The 18,383-nt window shown below is 62.3% G+C and carries 19 protein-coding genes; 14 read left to right on the forward strand and 5 right to left on the reverse strand.

What is annotated here, in order from left to right; genetic code table 11:
• Nucleotide 1: 1 nt before the first annotated feature.
• The 14 genes from B3397_RS11450 (at nt 2) to B3397_RS11515 (ending at nt 13,183) form a co-directional block, all read left to right on the forward strand.
• Nucleotides 2–883 (forward strand): alpha/beta fold hydrolase, encoded by an 882-nt coding sequence (locus tag B3397_RS11450; RefSeq protein WP_296250049.1) that lies wholly within the window; start codon nt 2–4, stop codon nt 881–883.
• Nucleotides 880–1,707: an IclR family transcriptional regulator gene (locus B3397_RS11455; RefSeq protein ID WP_296250051.1), complete on the forward strand. Its 828-nt coding sequence runs from the start codon at nt 880–882 to the stop codon at nt 1,705–1,707. Before B3397_RS11450 ends, B3397_RS11455 begins: the two co-directional genes overlap by 4 nt.
• A gap of 1 nt (nt 1,708) precedes the next feature.
• Nucleotides 1,709–2,506, forward strand: a complete 798-nt coding sequence (locus tag B3397_RS11460) for an SDR family oxidoreductase (protein WP_296250052.1) — start codon at nt 1,709–1,711, stop codon at nt 2,504–2,506.
• On the forward strand, nt 2,499–4,181 hold the full coding sequence (locus tag B3397_RS11465) for a thiamine pyrophosphate-binding protein (protein ID WP_296250053.1): 1,683 nt from the start codon (nt 2,499–2,501) through the stop codon (nt 4,179–4,181). Before B3397_RS11460 ends, B3397_RS11465 begins: the two co-directional genes overlap by 8 nt.
• Before the next feature lie 10 nt (nt 4,182–4,191).
• Nucleotides 4,192–4,995 (forward strand): aspartate dehydrogenase, encoded by an 804-nt coding sequence (locus B3397_RS11470; protein ID WP_296250054.1) that lies wholly within the window; start codon nt 4,192–4,194, stop codon nt 4,993–4,995.
• 24 nt (nt 4,996–5,019) lie between these two features.
• Nucleotides 5,020–6,516 (forward strand): aldehyde dehydrogenase, encoded by a 1,497-nt coding sequence (locus tag B3397_RS11475; RefSeq protein ID WP_296250056.1) that lies wholly within the window; start codon nt 5,020–5,022, stop codon nt 6,514–6,516.
• Nucleotides 6,513–7,478 (forward strand): VOC family protein, encoded by a 966-nt coding sequence (locus tag B3397_RS11480; protein WP_296250058.1) that lies wholly within the window; start codon nt 6,513–6,515, stop codon nt 7,476–7,478. Before B3397_RS11475 ends, B3397_RS11480 begins: the two co-directional genes overlap by 4 nt.
• The gene (locus B3397_RS11485; RefSeq protein WP_296250060.1) at nt 7,475–7,798 is read left to right on the forward strand and encodes a hypothetical protein; all 324 of its coding nucleotides are present in this window, start codon (nt 7,475–7,477) and stop codon (nt 7,796–7,798) included. The genes B3397_RS11480 and B3397_RS11485 overlap by 4 nt, the downstream gene beginning before the upstream one ends.
• Before the next feature lies 1 nt (nt 7,799).
• Complete coding sequence (locus B3397_RS11490) at nt 7,800–8,021, forward strand: recombinase-like helix-turn-helix domain-containing protein (RefSeq protein ID WP_296250062.1); 222 nt, start codon at nt 7,800–7,802, stop codon at nt 8,019–8,021.
• 16 nt (nt 8,022–8,037) lie between these two features.
• Nucleotides 8,038–9,072: an aromatic ring-hydroxylating oxygenase subunit alpha gene (locus B3397_RS11495; RefSeq protein ID WP_296250064.1), complete on the forward strand. Its 1,035-nt coding sequence runs from the start codon at nt 8,038–8,040 to the stop codon at nt 9,070–9,072.
• The gene (locus B3397_RS11500; RefSeq protein WP_296250066.1) at nt 9,069–9,506 is read left to right on the forward strand and encodes a Rid family hydrolase; all 438 of its coding nucleotides are present in this window, start codon (nt 9,069–9,071) and stop codon (nt 9,504–9,506) included. Before B3397_RS11495 ends, B3397_RS11500 begins: the two co-directional genes overlap by 4 nt.
• Before the next feature lie 2 nt (nt 9,507–9,508).
• Nucleotides 9,509–10,468, forward strand: a complete 960-nt coding sequence (locus tag B3397_RS11505) for a PDR/VanB family oxidoreductase (protein ID WP_296250069.1) — start codon at nt 9,509–9,511, stop codon at nt 10,466–10,468.
• A 435-nt stretch (nt 10,469–10,903) separates the two neighbouring features.
• Nucleotides 10,904–12,130 (forward strand): hypothetical protein, encoded by a 1,227-nt coding sequence (locus tag B3397_RS11510; RefSeq protein WP_296250071.1) that lies wholly within the window; start codon nt 10,904–10,906, stop codon nt 12,128–12,130.
• A 171-nt stretch (nt 12,131–12,301) separates the two neighbouring features.
• Nucleotides 12,302–13,183: a LysR substrate-binding domain-containing protein gene (locus tag B3397_RS11515; RefSeq protein WP_296250073.1), complete on the forward strand. Its 882-nt coding sequence runs from the start codon at nt 12,302–12,304 to the stop codon at nt 13,181–13,183.
• Here the strand turns inward: B3397_RS11515 and B3397_RS11520 are convergent.
• The 5 genes from B3397_RS11520 to B3397_RS11540 all read right to left on the reverse strand — a co-directional run bounded on the left by B3397_RS11520 (nt 13,156) and on the right by B3397_RS11540 (nt 18,106).
• A complete protein-coding gene (locus tag B3397_RS11520; RefSeq protein ID WP_296250077.1) occupies nt 13,156–14,382 on the reverse strand; it encodes an aspartate aminotransferase family protein in 1,227 nt (408 codons plus the stop codon). The genes B3397_RS11515 and B3397_RS11520 overlap by 28 nt on opposite strands.
• 30 nt (nt 14,383–14,412) lie before the next feature.
• Complete coding sequence (locus B3397_RS11525) at nt 14,413–15,699, reverse strand: TRAP transporter large permease (RefSeq protein WP_296250078.1); 1,287 nt, start codon at nt 15,697–15,699, stop codon at nt 14,413–14,415.
• Nucleotides 15,696–16,190, reverse strand: coding sequence for a TRAP transporter small permease (locus B3397_RS11530; RefSeq protein ID WP_296250080.1), 495 nt, complete (start codon nt 16,188–16,190; stop codon nt 15,696–15,698). Before B3397_RS11530 ends, B3397_RS11525 begins: the two co-directional genes overlap by 4 nt.
• A 2-nt stretch (nt 16,191–16,192) precedes the next feature.
• Nucleotides 16,193–17,221: a TRAP transporter substrate-binding protein gene (locus B3397_RS11535; RefSeq protein WP_414704376.1), complete on the reverse strand. Its 1,029-nt coding sequence runs from the start codon at nt 17,219–17,221 to the stop codon at nt 16,193–16,195.
• 153 nt (nt 17,222–17,374) lie between these two features.
• Nucleotides 17,375–18,106, reverse strand: coding sequence for a TSUP family transporter (locus B3397_RS11540; RefSeq protein ID WP_296250171.1), 732 nt, complete (start codon nt 18,104–18,106; stop codon nt 17,375–17,377).
• Nucleotides 18,107–18,383: the final 277 nt, after the last annotated feature.

An 18,383-nucleotide genomic window follows, 5' to 3' on the forward strand; every position in this document is an offset into this window, starting at 1 on the left:
CATGATGCACGCTACCCATCCACTTGCCACAGGCCTCACAGACGAACTCGAGCAGCAGTTGGCCAGGCATTTTGCCCAGCACACCTTGACGCTCGAGCACGGCGCGCAGGCCGTGCGCATCATTGGTCAGGGCACTGCCATCGTGCTGCTGCACGGCATCGGCTCGGGGGCGGCGTCCTGGCTGCAGGTAGCGTTGCAACTCGGTGCCCACGCCAAAGTAGTGGCCTGGGATGCGCCCGGCTATGGCGACTCAGCACCATTGCCCCAGGCGCAACCCAAGGCCGAAGATTACGCCCGACGCCTGGGCCAGACCCTGGACGCACTGGAGATTGACCAGTGCGTGCTGGTCGGCCATTCCCTGGGCGCCCTCACCGCCGCCGCCTTCGCTCGAGCGCAGCCATCGCGAGTTGCGCGCGTGGTGCTTATCAGCCCGGCACGTGGCTACGGCGCTTGCGAACACGCGCTGCAACGCTCGCAAGTACGCCATCGGCGTCTGCAGGCGCTGGAACAACTGGGCATCGCCCAGATGGCCGAGCAACGCAGCACCTACATGCTCTCGCCACGCCCCTCGGCTCAAGCCCTGGCTTGGGTGCGCTGGAACATGAGCCGACTCAACCCCGGCGGCTACCGCCAGGCCGTGGAGTTGCTCTGTGATGACGATTTGCTGCGCCATGGGCCACTGAGCATGCCCTGCGAAGTGCACTGCGGCGAAGCCGATTCGATCACCGCGCCGCAGGACTGCCTGAGCCTGGCCAAGGCCCTGTGCGCGCCGTTCAACCTGATTCCCGACGCCGGGCACGCCAGCCCCATCGAACAACCCCTGCTGGTCGCCGGCCGCCTGGCCCACGCCCTGCAGCAAACACAGACAGGTACTGCTCAATGAATGATTCAGACCAGAGCAAAGACGCACAGGACAAATACATCGTGCCAGGGCTGGAGCGAGGCCTTCTGCTGCTGTGCGAATTCAGCCGGCAGAACCGTACGCTCACCGCCCCGGAACTGGCCCGGCGCCTGGAGCTGCCGCGCTCGACCATCTTTCGCCTGCTGACGACGCTGGAAACCATGGGGTTCGTGACCCGCAGCGGCAATGAATATCGCTTGGGCATGTCGGTGCTGCGCCTGGGCTTCGAGTATCTGGCATCGCTAGAGTTGACCGAACTGGGCCAGCCACTGCTCGCCCGTCTGTGCGACAAACTCAATTACCCCAGCAACCTGGTGGTACGCGATGGGCGCTCAATCGTCTACGTGGCCAAGGTGTCGCCGCCTTCGGTGTTCTCCAGCGCGGTCAACGTCGGTACCCGGCTCCCGGCACATGCCACCGTGCTGGGCCGCATCCTGCTGGAAGACCTGTCGCTGGCCGAACTGCGCGAGCTGTATCCCGAGGAACACCTGGAGCAACATTCACCCTGCACCCCGCGCACGGTGCTGGACCTGTTCGACCTAGTGCAGAACGACCGCCAGCGCGGCTTCGTCAGGGGCGAGGGTTTTTTCGAATCGACCATCTCCACTGTCGCCGCCCCGGTACGCGACCACAGCGGCAGTATCGTCGCGGCACTGGGCGTGACCATTCCGACTACCCAGATCGGCCACGTCAATTTCGAGGAGCTGCTGCACCAGGTGCGTCGTAGCGCCGATGAGTTGTCGCGCCTGCTCAACTACACCCCAAGCCATGGACACAGCCGCGTCACCGCGCTGATGAGGGACTGACATGAGCCTTTATCAACTGCACGGCAGCACGGTGATCGTCACGGGTGGCTCATCTGGCATCGGCCTGGCCTGCGTCGAACTGCTGCTCGAGGCCGGTGCCAAGGTCGCCTTCTGCGCACGCAATCCCGAACGCCTGCGTGCGACCGAAGCAGCCTTGCGCCAGCGCTTCCCTGAGGCTGCACTGTTGGCCCAGGCATGCGACGTGTTGAACGCCGAATCGGTGGCAGCCTTCGCCCGCGCCAGTGCCGACGCATTCGGACCGGCTCAGGTACTGATCAACAACGCCGGCCAGGGTCGCGTATCGACTTTCGCCGACACCCGCGACCAGGACTGGAGCGAAGAGCTCAACCTCAAGTTCTTCTCGGTGATCTACCCGGTGCGCGCGTTCATGGCCCAGCTCGAAATGACCGCCAACGCGTCGATCGTCTGCGTCAACTCACTGCTGGCCAGCCAGCCAGAGCCCCATATGGTCGCCACCTCCGCCGCCCGCGCCGGGCTCAAGAACCTGGTGCGCTCGATGGCCTACGAGTTCGCGCCCAAGCACATCCGGGTCAACGGCATCCTCATCGGGCTGGTGGAGTCGGGTCAATGGCGCCGACGCTTCGAAGCCCGCGAAGAGCGCGAGCTGGACTGGTCGCAATGGACCGCCCAACTGGCGCAGCGCAAACACATTCCCCTGGGTCGCCTGGGCCTGCCGATCGAAGCGGCGCAAGCGATCCTTTTCCTGGCTTCGCCATTGTCGGCTTACACCACGGGCAGCCATATCGATGTATCTGGAGGCCTGTCCCGCCATGCGTAATGACAACCAAGTGACCGTCGGCGCCGCCATCACGGCGTTTCTCGAACAATGTGAAGTCAAGGCCGCCTTCGGCGTGATTTCCATCCACAACATGCCGATCCTCGACGCCTTTGCGGTGCGCGGCAACATCCGCTTCGTCATGGCGCGCGGTGAAGCCGGGGCTACCAACATGGCCGATGCCTATGCCCGGACCACCGGTGGCCTGGGCGTGTGCCTGACCTCTACCGGCACCGCCGCAGGCAACGCGGCCGGCGCCATGGTCGAAGCCCTGACCGCCGGCACACCGCTGCTGCACATCACCGGACAGATCGAGACACCCTACCTGGACCAAGAGTTCGCCTACATTCACGAAGCCCGCGACCAGTTGACCATGCTCAAGGCGGTGTCCAAGGCCGCCTTCCGCGTGCGTAGCGTGGAAACCGCGCTGAGTACCCTGAAGCTGGCCGTGCAAACCGCGCTGACCGCGCCGACCGGCCCTGTCAGCGTGGAAATTCCGATCGATATCCAGTCCACCTTCATCACCATGCCCACCGACCTTTCGCCACTGCCCGTGCCAGTGGCGGTGCCCGCCGAAGACGCGCTGGACGCCATGGCCAACCGCCTGGCCAATGCCAGGCGCCCGCTGCTGTGGCTGGGCGGCGGTGCCCGCCACGCCGGCGCTGCGGTCAAGCGTCTGCTGGCCATGGGCGTAGGTGTCATCACCTCCACTCAGGGCCGCGGCGTGGTCAATGAAGACGACGAACGCTGCCTGGGCGCGTTCTCACAGAACCGCCTGGTGGAAACGTTCATGCAGAGCTGCGACGCCCTGCTGATTGCCGGCTCGCGTTTGCGCAGCAATGAAACGTTCAAATACGCCCTGAAGCTACCGGCCAACACCCTGCGTATCGACGCCAACCCAGCCATCGAAGGCCGCAGCTACCCCAGCGACATGTTCGTGTGCGGGGACTCGGCACTGAGCCTGGACGGCCTGGCCGACCGACTCCAGGGCCGCTTGCAGGCCGACCCGCAGTTTCTGGACGAGCTCAAGGAAGTGCGCGCCAAGGCCCGTGCCCAACTGACCGCCGACCTGGGCCCCTACTCGGCGATGGTCGAACAGCTGCAGGCACTGACCGGGCGCAACTTCAGTTGGGTGCGTGATGTGACCTTGTCCAACAGCATCTGGGGCAACCGCCTGCTTGATCTGTACCACCCCCAATCAGGTGTGCATGCCCTCGGCGGCGGTATCGGCCAGGGGTTGGCCATGGGTATCGGCGCCGGTATCGCCGCGGCCGAATATGACCCCCAGCGCAAGGTGTTCGCCTTGGCCGGTGACGGTGGCTTCATCCTCAACCTGGGTGAGCTGGCCACCTTGGTGCAGGAGAAAGCCAACGTCGTGATCCTGCTGATGAACGACCAGCGCTATGGCGTGATCCGCAACATTCAGGACGCGATCTACGGCGCGCGACATGCGTACGTGGAACTGCACACACCGGATTACACGCAACTGGCCGAGTCCATGGGCATCCGCCACGGCCTGGTCAGCGACCTCAAGGACTTCGGCGCAACGCTGGACAGTGCCATGAGCCAGCCGGGGCCTTTCCTGCTCGAAGTGGACATGCTCGCCGTCGGCGGCTTTGCCACTCAGTTCGCCGGCCCGCCCAACAGCGAAACCAAAGCCCAGAAGGCTACAGCCTGAGGATCGCATCATGCTGCATATCACCATGATCGGTTGCGGCGCCATCGGCGTCGGCGTGCTGGAACTGCTGGAGCAGGACCCCCAGCTACGCGTCGACTACGTGATCGCCTCGGCCGGCTCGGAAGACCTGGTGCGCCAGCGCCTGGCCAGCTTCAAGCAACCCCCGCAGGTGCTGACCGCGTTGCCCGCCGATGCTCGTCCCGATCTGCTGGTCGAGTGCGCAGGCCATCGCGCCATCGAAGAGCACGTCCTGCCGGCGCTGGAGCGAGGCATCGCCTGCCTGATCGTCTCGGTAGGGGCTCTGTCCGAGGTGGGCCTGGTAGAACGCCTGGAGGCGGCGGCGCAGCGTGGCAATACCCGGATCGAGCTGCTGCCGGGTGCCATCGGCGGCATCGACGCGTTGTCGGCGGCCAAGGTCGGTGGTCTGGACGCGGTGAGCTACACCGGGCGCAAACCGGCCACAGCCTGGAAAAATACGCCCGGTGAACTGGCCTGCGACCTGGACACGATCACCGAGGCGACCGTCATCTTTCAGGGCAGCGCTCGGGAGGCGGCGCGGTTGTACCCGAAGAACGCCAACGTGGCTGCCACCTTGTCATTGGCCGGGTTGGGCCTGGACCGCACCCAGGTGACGCTGATCGCCGATCCGTCGAGTGACGAAAACGTGCACCAGTACGAAGCCCGCGGCGCCTTCGGCCGTTTTGAACTGAGCCTGCGCGGCAAGCCGCTGCTGGCCAATCCCAAGACCAGTGCGCTGACCGTTTACAGCGTGGTGCGCGCCTTGGGTAACCACGCCCATGCCATTTCCATCTAGGGCTGTTGATTCAGGGGAAGTCAGATGACTACCGAGCAAACTTTACCGCTGTGCATCGCTGGGCAATGGCGCCTGGGGCGCGGCGATCGCTACGCCAGCCATTACCCGGCTACCGGCGAACCGGTGGCTTGGCTCAACGCCGCCAGCCTGGAGGACGTCGAAGAAGCGGTGCAAGGGGCCCATCAGGCCTTCCTGCACAGCGGCTGGGCGCAGCGCAAACCCCACGAGCGGGCCAGCGTGCTGTACCGCATCGCCCAGTTGATACGTGAACAAGCCGAAGAACTGGCGCAGTTGCAGCGTCAGGACAATGGCAAGCCGATTGGCGAAACCCGCGCCCTGGTGGCCAGCGCGGCCGGCACTTTCCAGTTCTTCGCGGCCGCCTGCGAAACCCTGGAGGAAACCATCACCCCATCCCGGGGCGACTTCGTCACCATGAGCGTGTATGAGCCCATGGGCGTGGTGGCGGCCATCACGCCTTGGAATTCGCCTATCGCCAGCGAAGCCCAGAAAGTCGCTCCGGCGTTGGCGGCCGGTAATGCGGTGGTCATCAAGCCCGCCGAAATCACGCCGCTGCTGGCCTTGCAACTGGCGCGCATCTGCGAAGAAGCCGGGCTTCCCAAAGGTTTGATCAGCGTGCTGCCAGGCAAAGGCTCGGTGCTGGGCGATGCGCTCACGCAGCACCCGTTGGTCAAGCGTGTTTCCTTCACTGGCGGCACGCGTACCGGCAAGCACATCGCCCACATTGCCGCAGAGAAGATGATGCCGGTGTCGCTGGAACTTGGCGGCAAGTCACCGACCATCGTGCTCGACGACGCCGACCTGGACCACGCTGTGGCTGGCGTGCTCTATGGCATCTTCAGCTCGTCCGGGGAAGCCTGCATTGCCGGCTCCAGGCTGTTTGTGGCCCGCGCCTTGTACGAACCGTTCCTGGCTCGCCTGACGGCCGCCGCCGCGCAGATTCGTCTCGGCGACCCGGCCGACGAAAGCACCCAGATGGGTCCGTTGATCAGTGCCGCCCATCGCGAGTCGGTCGAGCGTTACGTTGCCCTGGGCCTGGCCGAAGGTGGTCGCTTGCGCCTGGGCGGTCAGCGGCCGTCCGGTGGCGACTACGACAAAGGTTTCTTCTTCCCGCCCACCATCATCGAAGGCTTGAGCAACCGCCAGCAGACCTGTCAGGAAGAAATCTTCGGGCCGGTGCTGGTGGCCATGCCGTTCGACGACGAGGCCGAACTGATCGAGCAGGCCAACGACAGCCTGTACGCCCTCGCCGCGGGCATCTGGAGCCGCGACTACAAACGTGCCTGGACGCTGGGCCGCAAGATTCAGGCCGGCACCGTGTGGATCAACACCTACAAGCAGTTCTCCATTTCCACTCCCTTCGGCGGGTGGCGTGACAGCGGTCTGGGCCGCGAGAAAGGCCGGCTGGGGATTTTGCAGTACATGGAACAGAAAAGCCTCTATTGGGGCATGAACGAACAGCCGCTGGCCTGGGCCCGCGAGCACACAGAGGTACAGTCATGAGCGTTCTAGGCATCGATGAAGTCACCTACGGCGTCGAAGACCTCGACACCTGCGTGCGGTTCTTCAGCGACTGGGGACTGAGCAAAGTCAGTGAACAGCCCGACCAGATCATCTTCGAGACCCTCAACGGTTGCCGGGTAGTGCTGGCCGACCTGAACAAGGCTGGGCTGCCGCCGGCCATCGAGGCCGGCTCGACCATTCGCGAAGTCGTGTGGGGCGTGGAAACCCCGGCCGACCTCGCGCTGTACAGCCAACGCATCGCCAATGATCCCGGGTTCATCGAAAGTGCCGAGCGCATTGGCTGCACCGACCCCAACGGGCTGGCCATCCGACTCCAGGTGACGCGCAAGCGTGCACTGGAGGTCGAATGCAGCGGTCACAACACTTGGCAAACCAAAGGCCGCATCAACAAGCCTGCACCGGTGTACGAGCGCGCCACCCCCATCGAGGTCGGTCACGTGGTGTTCTTCGTGACCGACGTCAACGCCTGTGAGGCGTTCTACCACGAACGTTTCGGCTTCCAGGCCTCGGACCGGTACCCCAACCGTGGCGCTTTCCTGCGCACCGCCGAGGAAGGCGGCCATCACGACCTGTTCATGCTGCAGTTGCCTGCCCCGCGGGCCGGCCTCAACCATGTGGCTTTCACCGTGCGCGACGTGCATGAGGTGTTCGGCGGCGGCATGCATATTTCCCGCAGCGGCTGGACGACGGAAATAGGACCGGGCCGTCACCCGGTGTCCTCGGCGTTCTTCTGGTACTTCAAGAACCCGGCAGGCGCGCTGGTGGAGTACTACGCCGACGAAGATCAACTGACCGGCGAGTGGCAACCACGCGAATTCGAGCCGGGCCCGACCGTGTTCGCCGAGTGGGCGATCGCCGGGGGCATCGACGGCAATACCCGCCGCCAGCACAACGTCGAAGCTCCCCAGGGCAAATTCCTCACCGACAAGCCCAAACCATGAACAGCCCCGACAGCCTGCTGCTGACCGTGCTGCTCAAGCACGATCAGTCCAAGAACCTGGAGCAGATCCAGGCCCATATGAAAACCATGGACTGGTGGGAGCGTTTTCCCGTGGAAGGTGTGGAAGTGGTGAGCTGGACCGTGGCCATGGGGCTGGGCCAGATCGTCACCTTGCGCCTGCCCCCGGCGCTGCTGCCCACATTGAATGTCGAGCTGGAGCGCTCCGCCTGGGGCGTGTTCAGCACCGAGTGTTACCCCACCTATGACTTCATCCCGGTGCGCGAAATGATCCGCGAACGGGTGCGTAACGGAGGCCAGTGAAATGAGCGAACCCTACAACGAAACCCATCAGACCCGCCTGCGCCCGAACACACCGTTCGAAGACCTGCTGGGCGATTCCATCGAGCGCGCCTTCGGTGCCGGCAAATACGATCTGCCCAGCCTGCTCGATCACCTGAACATGGCCGGCCCGCCCTGCCCCCTCAATGCCGGCCAATGGACGCCAGAGACCTACAGCACCTTGATGGCCAAACTCGGCGCCTGAGCCGCGGAGACTGATAATGAATATGCAACTGACCGTTGACCCTGTTGAGAACGTACTTGCCAATGGCCTGAAGGACCTCTGGTTTCCGGTATTGCCCGGCGCGCTGCTGGCTGACAAGCCGATGTCGATTCGCCGCCTGGGCTACAAGATTGCCCTGTGGCGCGACAACGACGGCACCGTGCATGCCCTCGAAGACCACTGCCCGCACCGCGGCGCACCGCTGTCTCAAGGTCCGGTACTGGGCGACCGCCTGCAATGCCCCTACCACGGCGTGGAAGTTCGCCACGACGGCACCGTGACCCGCGTGCCCGGCAGCCCAGGTTGCAAACTGGAGGGCAGCCGCCCGACGCGCATGTTCCACACCCGGGAAGTGGCCGGCGCCATCTTCCTGTTCAACGCGACCGACCCGCACCTGGAAACGCCACCGGAACTGGAGTTGCCTGAGCAGCTCACCTCGCCGGAGTGGAGTCACTTCCTCTGCTACACCGAGTGGAAAGGTGATTACCGCTATGTCATCGACAACGTCATGGACCCCATGCACGGTACCTACCTGCACAAGATGTCCCACTCGATGAGCGAAGGCGAAGCCACTGCCAGGTTCGTGACCCGCGATACCGATCAAGGGTTTTTCTTCGAGAAAGAGGGCCAGCGCGGGGTCAACTTCGATTGGACCGAGTTCGTCGACAATGGCTGCCACTGGCTACGGCTGGAAATCCCCTATCCGAAGACCGGTGGCCCGGGCGGCAACTTCACCATCATCGGCAGCTATACACCCAGCAGCCCACAGCTCAGTGCCGTGTTCCACTGGCGTGCGCGGCCACTGACAGGCTGGCAACGCGATACCTGGCGTTTTCTCTACAAGAACCGCCTGGAGGCACGCCACTGGGCGGTACTGGAACAGGATCGAGTGCTCCTGGAATTCATGGAGCCTGATGCCAACCAGCGCGAGAACCTGTACCAGCATGACCTGGGCGTGGTGCGAATTCGCCGCTACCTGAAGAGCAAGGCCAAGGAACAGCTGGCCTTGATCGAAGCCCGGCAACTGTCATGAAAGCCCCTGTGCAACGAGTCAGGGCCCAGACCGTGAGTGAATTGCCCAGTGCTACCTGGTCCAACGCATTGCTGATCGGAAACGACGTGCTGATGTCTGGCATGACCGGCCATCCTGCAACCCGGCAAGCCGCGGAAAATGGCACTCCACTGGGCGCTTATGAGCAGACCTTGGTGGTGCTGGGCAAGATCCGCGACCTGGTCGAAGCCGCCGGCGGACACATCGGTAATCTCTACCGATTGACGGTGTATCTCACCCATATCGCCGACAAGAATGAAGTCGGCCGGGCCCGGCGGGACTTCTTCGAAGGATTCGCCTGCTATCCCACGTCCACCCTGGTGGAGGTAAAGGGCCTGGTGTTTCCTGAACTGCGAGTCGAGATCGAGGCCAGCGCCCGCCTCGATATCGACCTGCGCACTGCCCTGGAGAAATGAGCATGACCAGTGCCCCTCAGATCACGGCCTTGGTGCACACCTTGCGCCATGAAGCCGAAGGCATCATGAGCGTTGAGTTACGCCCCTATGGCGACACCGTATTCGCACCGTTCGAAGCCGGTTCGCACATCGACCTGCATCTGCCCAATGGGCTGGTGCGAAGCTATTCGCTATTGAATTCGCCGAGCGACCAGGGCCGCTACGTGGTCGGCATCCTGCGCGACCGCAAAAGCCGTGGCGGCTCGGAGTATGTGCACGGGCAGCTACGGGTGGGCACCACCCTGCGTATCTCGCAGCCGCGCAATAACTTCAAGCTCGACAGCGAAGCGTCCCACAGCGTGCTCGTGGCCGGTGGCATCGGTATCACGCCGATCTACTGCATGTTCCGCCAACTGCTTGCGTTGGGGAAATCCGCAGAGCTGATCTACTGCGCTCGCTCACGCAAGGAAGCGGCGTTGCTGGAAGAGCTCAGCGGCGTCAATGCCAAAGTGCTTTACCACTTCAACGACGAGAAGGATCGTGCGCCGGATCTGGCCGAGTATCTGGCAGGCCAACCCGCCGACACGCACTTCTACTGCTGCGGCCCGACCCCCATGCTCGATGCCTTCGAAAGCACCTGTGAGCGCTTGGGTTATCCACACGCTCATATCGAGCGCTTCACCGCCGCCGAGGTCCCGCCAGCGGCCGATGCACAGACCTGCTACGACGTGGAGCTCAAGAGGTCCGGGAAGACGCTGTCGGTAGACGCGGGGCTCAATCTGTTGGACGTATTGCTCGAAGCGGGCTGCGATATCGATTACAGCTGCCGCGAAGGGGTGTGTGGCTCCTGCGAAACCAGAGTGCTGGACGGCGACATTGACCATCGCGACGGCGTATTGACCAAGGCCGAACGTGCCGCCAATACGTCCATGATGGTCTGCGTATCGGGCTGTAAAAGTCGACGCCTGGTGCTGGATCTCTGAACCACGCTACCCGTGATTTCATGGCCGACGCTTCGTCGGCTTTTTTTTGCCGTATTTTTCATATACGTCGAAACACAGTTCATACGTGAAACACTACCGCGCACTTATTAGTTCCCGATTGCTCCTGTTTCGCCCACACAGTGTGCACTTGAGTAATGCAGTCGACGCGCAGTTTCACTGGCGGTACAAAAAAACATGTTTCGCATATAAATAATTGATCAGCCTCACATTTATTTTTAGAGGCGTCGCTCGATGTGTTTGGCATAGTTTCTGCTATCTCTAGGACGAACCGTAGAAAAAACAACGTACCACCCACGAAACAACACTTAACTTTAAGCGAGCAACAGTGCCGGATTCGCACAACGTTCAATATAGAGCGTGCAGGCAACTGTGGCCGATCACTTAGTGCACTACCAACTTGCAAGTGAGGTCGAGATGAACAAATTCATGTTGGGGCTGGGGCTCTTGGCATGCAGCGCCGTCACCATGGCCGAACCGGGCCCTACCACCCCGGATGCACGGCCGGTCGCGAAGAAACCGGTACCGCACATTGCGTGGCGCAGTGCAGATGGCGACGCGTCTTTCGACCTGGGCGGCGCGCTGCGTGCCAACTGGCGCGACGAACATTGGGATACCACAGAGAACGACACTCGCTGGCTGTTCGACACGTTCCGCCTGGACCTCAAGGCGAGTTACAAAAAGGCCTTTGTCGACGTCAACTACTGGTTCTACGACGAGAACAAGCGCTCCATCGACCGTGGTTACGCCGGCTACAACTTCACGCCCAACTCCAGCGTGCAGCTGGGCTTGCCATTCAAGCCTTTCGGCGTGGAACCCTATCCCCAGTTCGGCTGGAGCTTCCATATCCCCTTCTTCATGGGCTACGGCGTCAGCTCGGGCTCAGGTTTGAAGTACACCTACAAGGACAAGGAATGGGATGTGCAACTGGGTTATTTCCCGCGCATGTCACCCATTGGCGTCCGCTATTCCGGTGAAATCGGTCGCTACGCCGACCTCAAGGAAAACGCCATCGCCTTCACCCAGTCTCGCCAAGACAACGAGAAGCGCAATCAGGTCAATGCCCGCGTCGCCCGTACCTTCGCCAGTGGCGACTGGAAGACCGAGATCGGCGCCTCGCTGGCCGCCTCGCAGCTCTACAACGAGACCACCGATGACAACGGCAGCTACTGGGCGGGCGGCGTCCACACCGTCATCAATAAGGGCCCGTGGACCGTCACTGCGCAAGGCATTCGCTACGAGTTCGATCCGAAGAACCCCAACGGTGTGAGCGACGATTCGGTGCTGATGGGGGGTAACGGCCTGACGCCAGCCTACCTGATCGCGGCCAAAGCGACCCTGGCGGCGGTGAACGTGGGCTATGACATCTTCACCCCCAACCTCGGCCAGTTGAAGAAGGTCAAGCTGTACACCGACTACAGCCGCATGATGAAAGACAAGAGCGGCTGGGACGACTCACAGATGTTCACGTTCGGCGCGCAGTTCATAGCCATGCCGATCATGGCCTGGGTCGACCTGACCTGGGCCAGGAATGCCAACCCCTATGGCGGCGCAGAGAACGGCACAGGCTGGACAAGCACTTCCTCGGTAGGCAGCAACGATTGGTACTACCGTACCAATCTGAACATCGGTTATTACTTCTGAGGTGGTACCGGTTGTGGGATCGGCTTAGGTGTGGGGGGCTTGGGGGGAGTGGGACGCGGCTTACGCCGCTGCTACATGGTTGGGGTTGCGGCGTAGGTGTGGGGGAGTGGTCGGAATGGAATGTGCATGAGGGCGTGGGTACGCTGTCTTTTCATCGAGGTACCCTTTCCCATGCGCCATCTAGACACAGATTGTCTTGCTGCTTTCGTTGCGGTCATCGATTGCGGTGGTTTTACCGCTGCCGGCGAGCGAATCGGCAAGACTCAAGCCGCCGTGAGCCTGATGCTCGGTCGGCTGGAGGCCAGAGTAGGCCGTAAATTGCTGGACCGCTCACGGCGCGGTGTGACCTTGACCGAACACGGCGAGCGCCTGATCGGTTACGCACGCCGCATCCAGATGCTCGAAGATGAGGCACTGGCGGCGCTGGAGTGCGGCCAGGAGGCCACGCGCATTCGTATCGGCATGCCAGACGATTACCTCGAAACCCTGGGCTGCGAGCTGATGCAGGCTTTCACTCAGCGCCATCCGCATCTGCAGGTAGAAATCATCTGCGATTTCTCCTCGCGCCTGGAAGCCATGATTGCCGAAGGCAGCATCGACATCGCCATCATCACTCGCGCCAACGCCAAGCGACAGGGCGAACTGCTGCGCTGCGAGCCGATGCTGTGGTGCGCCGCGCCGGGGCACTTTCCCGAGCAGCAACGCACCTTGCCCTTGTCGTTGTTCACCGAGAGCTGCCGGGCACGGCCGCAGATCATCGAAGCATTGGACCGCCTTGGCACGCCGTGGCGGGTCGTCAGCTCGTCCTCCCATTTGCCGGGGGTGATGCATGCTGTACGTCTGGGCACGGCGGTGACTGTGCTGCCTGCATCCGTGGTGCCGCCGGGTTGGCGGATTTTACGCGGCGAGCCATTCCCGGAACTGCCAAGCATCGAACTGGCCTTGCTGATGCCCGAGCACGCCCTGCTCAACACCCGGCGCCTGGCGCATTTCGTCCATGATCGGTTCCAGGCGGCCCACTTGCCTCACAGCGAAGCGATTGCCGCTTTGTAGCCGTCGAGCAACGCCTGCAAGGCCGCGTCGTCATGGGCGAAGGTCAGGTAAACCCGGCCAAAGGCGAAAGGCATGGTCATCACTCCATGGCGCCGCAAGGCTTTGTGCAAGGCGAGGGTCCAGTCACTGTCGGCCACTTGCGCGGCTTCGGCATAGTTGCGCGGTGCCACGGCGCAAGGCCACAAGGTGAACACCGAGCCGTAACCGCTGGTGCTCACTGCGATGCCCTTTTGCGCAAAGGCCGCGACAAGGTCGGCCCGCAGCCTGTCACCCCGCGCCAATAACGAGGTGTAGTCTGCGCCCGCCAACTGTTTCAACGTCGCCAGCACGGCCGCGCACGCCGGTGGCGCGCCGCTGTAAGTACCAGCGCGGATGATCTTGCCCTGCTCGAACAGCGTCATGTACTCGGGCTTGCCTACCAGCGCAGCGACGGGCACGCCGCTGCCGATGGCCTTGCCGACGGTGGCCAGATCCGCTTCGGCGCCCAACAGAGTGCCGCTCAGACCGGCATGCAGCCGCAGCCCCATCAGCACCTCGTCGAGGATCACCAACGCGCCGTTGGCGTGAGCCAGATCGCTGAGGTGTTTCAGATAGCCGGGCGCAGGCTCTATACAGCCGGCGTTGGCCAGCACCGGCTCCACCACCACGGCGGCGATATCGCGGTAATCGCGGAACAACTGCTCGGCGTCGGCAAAATCGTTGTAGCGCAACAGCAGCATGCCGTCCTGCTCGGGCCGTCGAGTATCCGCCATGAGCGCTGTGGGGTGGCCGGCGTTGCCGAAGGCGACCGCGTCATACCAACCGTCGTAACCGGCAGCGAACTTGACGATGCGCCCCCGTCCGGTGGCCACTCGCGCGGTGCGGCAGGCCAGGTGCACCGCTTCACTGCCGGTGTTGACGAAGATCACCTGGCTGAGATCGCCAGTGAAACCCGCCAGCGCCGCTGCGGCACCCTCCTCGTCGGCATGGGCAAACGACGGCATCGGACCGTTGCACAGCGCTGCACTGGTGGCGGCGACCACCGCAGGCTCGGCATGGCCCAACATGGTCGCACCGAACCCCATCGCCGTATCGACGTAGCGCACGCCCTGCTCGTCCCACAGCCAGGGGCCCTCGGAACGGCCGACGCTGAAGGCCTGGCCACCGATTTCCGGCAAAGCGCGGCCGCCGCTGGAAATTCCACCGATCAAATGTTTCATCTGCATTTCTCTACACAATAAGGGGGTGGATCAGTAACCCATGACGCGAGGCAGCCACTGGGTCAGGCTGGGGAAGAACACCAGCAGGGCGATGGCGAATGCGGTAGCGATCCAGAATGGAATCAACCTTCGCGATACGGCACCAATGTCGATGCGGCCGACGTTGCACACTACGAAGATGTTGGTGCCGATAGGCGGTGTGAACAGTCCCCAACCCAACGTCATGGTGAAGATCAGGCCTATCTGGTAAGGCTCGAAACCGGCTGCCTTGGCCACTGGCACCAGGATCGGCGCGAGGATGATCATTGCGGGCCCCAGGTCCAGCCAGAATCCCACTACCTTCAGGACCAGGATGACCAGCAGGATGGTGATCAATGGACCGGTGTGCATATCGACGATCCATGAGGCCACCGTGTGGGGCACCAGTTCGAAAGTCAGAATCCAGCCGAACGGCATCGCCACGGCCATGATGATCATCACCGAGCCGGTGATGGTCACAGCTTCCGTCACTGCCGGGAACAGGTCCCGCCAGCCCAGTTGTCGATAGATCACGGTGCCTACTGCCAGTGCGTAGAGCACGGAGAGCGAGGCGGCCTCGGTGGCGGTGGCGAAACCGGTGACGATTGAACCCAGCACCATGATCGGCATCAACAGGGCCGGCAGGGCACCTAGCAGATCGCGACGCAATTGTGCCCAGTCCATGTGGCCTTCGACCTTGGGAAAACCCTCGCGCACCCCGACCACGTAGGCAGTAACCATGAACACCGCCGCCAGCATGACGCCGGGGATCACCCCGGCCATGAACAGACCACCGATGGAGGTATTGGTAAGAACGCCGAACATGATCAGGATCACGCTCGGCGGAACGATGATGCCCAAGGTGCCGGAAGCAGCGGTGACCGCAGCGGCGAAGGCCCGCGGGTAGCCACGCTCTTCCATCACTGGAATCATCACTTTGGCCACCGTGCCAGTGTCGGCGGTGGCCGATCCGGTGAGGCCGCCGTAGACAAAGGCGGTGGCGACGTTGACCAACCCCAGACCGCCACGAAGACGACCGAAGCAGTGCTCGGCCACGCGCATGATGCGCAGGGTCAAGCCGCCGCGATTCATCAGCTCACCGGCGAGCAGGAACAGCGGGATCGAGGCCAGGGTGGACGAGTCGGCGCCGCGCAGCGTCTGCTGGGCCAGCCACGCCAATGGCAAGTGCAGGTCGCCGAACAGCAGGGCAGCAATGGTACCGCCTGCCATCGCCCACACCACGGGCAAACCGGCCAGCAACAGGCACAGAAAAGCCAGGAACAGAATCAGGACAGTCATGGACGCGCTCCGGTACGGATCAGGCGAACAAGGCGAACCAGCGCCAGCAGCGCGAGCATGGCCGCCGCGCTGATCAACGCCGCTGAGCTCAGCCCCGCCGGCCAACGCAGCACCGGCGTCGGTGCCCAGCCGGTGCGGGCGATGAACGCGCTGCCGCTGTACAGCAGCCAGCCACTGATGCCCAGCAGGGCCAGGCTGGCGAATGCGTCGAGGATTTTCTGCACCTTGACGGGCAATAAGTTGGCCAGGCCCTGAAAGCGCACGTTTTCATGGCGGATTTCAGCGATCACGGTGCCGATGAAGGTCACCCAGATGAAGCCGATGGTCGCGATCTCGAATGACCATTCGAAGCCATGCAGGTTGAAGTAGCGCGAAAACACCCCCGCCAGAATGGCCAGGAAGGTGACGGTGAACATCACCGCGCCGGCCACTGCCAGGGCACGCTCCGGCCAGCCGCTGGGCGGTTGGTCCGGGTGTTGAGTGATGGACATGGTTACTGGCCTTGCGCGTCGCGGCGCAGCTGATTGACGAAGTCTTCACCCCAGACCTTGCCGAACTGGGTGTAGACCGGGCTGGTCAGCTCGCGGAACGGGCCGGGTTCGACATCGTTGAACTTGACGCCCTTGGCTTGCATTTCGGTCTGGATCCTGGCGTAAACCGCTTCGAGCTGAGAGCGATACCAGGCGGTGGCGTCGACCACGGCCTTGTCCAGCGCAGCGCGCTCGGCAGCGTCCAAGCCTTCGTAGCGGTCCTTGTTGATGAACCAGAAGTTGGCCGACCACACGTAGTTGGAAACAGAAACGTTCTTCGCAACCTCAAACCATTTCTGGTCGTAGAAATCCCGCAGTTCAGGTTCCACACCATCCACCACCCCGGATTGCAGCGAGGTGTAGACCTCACCGAACGGAATCGACTGGCCCAGGGCGCCAAGCTGTTTGATAGTCGCCAGGATCACGGGATTCGGCGGGGTACGAATCTTCAGGCCGCTAAGGTCTTCGGGCTTGAGGATGGGACGTTTGCTGTTGGCAAACTGGCGAAAGCCGGAGTCAAGGGCTGAAAGCATGACGAAGCCGTGGTCCTGGCCCATGGTCAGGAATTTCTTGCCGGCGGCGCTATCGAGATAGGCATGGACAGCGGCGGCGTCCTTGAACAGAAACGGCAGCGACAGGGCGTTGAGGCGTGGATCGATGCCATCGGTGGAGCCGCCCAGGCCGATGTCGATAGCTCCCGCACCGACGGAGTCGACGATGGGGGCTTCATCACCCAGTTGGCCGTCCGGGTAAAGCTGCACTTTCAGCTCGCCCTTGGTCTGTTCGCTCACCTGCGCGGCAAAACGCACCATGGCCTGGTTGATCAGGCTGTCGGAGCTTGAGGCGTGGGCCAGGCGCAATGTCTGGGCTGCCATCGCACCGTCTGCTCCGATCAGCAGCGCCAGACTGGTGAGGGCACTCAGGGCAAGTTTTTTACGAGAAGACGTTCTGAACACGGCGGCGACCTCTGGGTGAAATAGCGTCACAGCTATTAACCATGACGGGCCGCTGGAGCGTCAATCGAGGGATGGCCATCTGCGATTAAGATGCGAAATGTGACCATACGATTATTTATGGAAAGTGCAGTGGGGGTTGCAAACAGGGTGCATCTGCCCCCCAGCTCTCTGATAACCCAACGCTGAGCATCAGCCAACAAGCAGCTTGATGGCCATCGAGCAACAGATGACGATCAACAACGGCTTTATCAAGCGTGGTCCGAAACGCGTAGCGCACCGAGCACCCGCTTGTGCGCCGAGAAATGCGGCGAACGCCATACACAAGGCTACGGGCAAAACGATGTTCCCGCTGACTGAAAAAATCGCCAGTGCACCCAGATTGCAGGACGCGTTGAGCAGCTTACTGTTGGATACCGCTCGGAGGATCCCCTGCCCCATCACCCATACAAACGCCACCATGAAGAAAGAGCCCACACCGGGACCAAAGACGCCGTCATAGAAACCTATGAGCGGGGCCAGTGTGACCGTGAATACAATGATCGAGATATAGGGCTCACGCTCTCGATTATGAAGCGTGGGGGATAAGGCGAAGTACGCCGCTACCAGCAGAAGCAAGACAGGGACCGCAATCTGCAACCACTCTCGGGGTAAGTAGCTGATGGAAAGCGCTCCCGCTGCGCCGCCGAGCATGGACATCACTGCCATAGGCAACCCAGGACGCCAATCGATCATGCCTTTGCGGCTGTAGGTGATAGTGGCCGATACTGTGGCAGCGGTAGCTTGAAACTTGTTTGTGGCAATGGCCGCGACTGGGTCCATTCCGGCCAGCATGAGTGCTGGTAGAGTAATCAAGCCCCCACCTCCAGCAATAGCATCGAAGAACCCTGCCAACAAAGCCACACTGGCCAACATCAATAGCATTGCAAGATCAAATTCCACGTTCTGTACTCTTGATTATTATTTTAATTTCAGCCCCGGACTATCAGCGGATCGTCGCTGATGGCAACGGGGCTGGCACCGGCCGAGTAGCCGAACAACCTGATCAATCGCCGACGATTGTCTTGGACAACGTCTCTGCCATGGGGAATAAGGGTGAAGTCGTCCATGCATGGGGGTCTGCTCCGTTTTTTCTTGTAGTTATGCGGTTTTTTTACGCCCTCAATACTTAGTCGCATGATCCTGTGAAAACAACAAAGAC

This window comes from Pseudomonas sp. UBA4194, from assembly GCF_002379585.1.
GTDB lineage: Bacteria > Pseudomonadota > Gammaproteobacteria > Pseudomonadales > Pseudomonadaceae > Aquipseudomonas.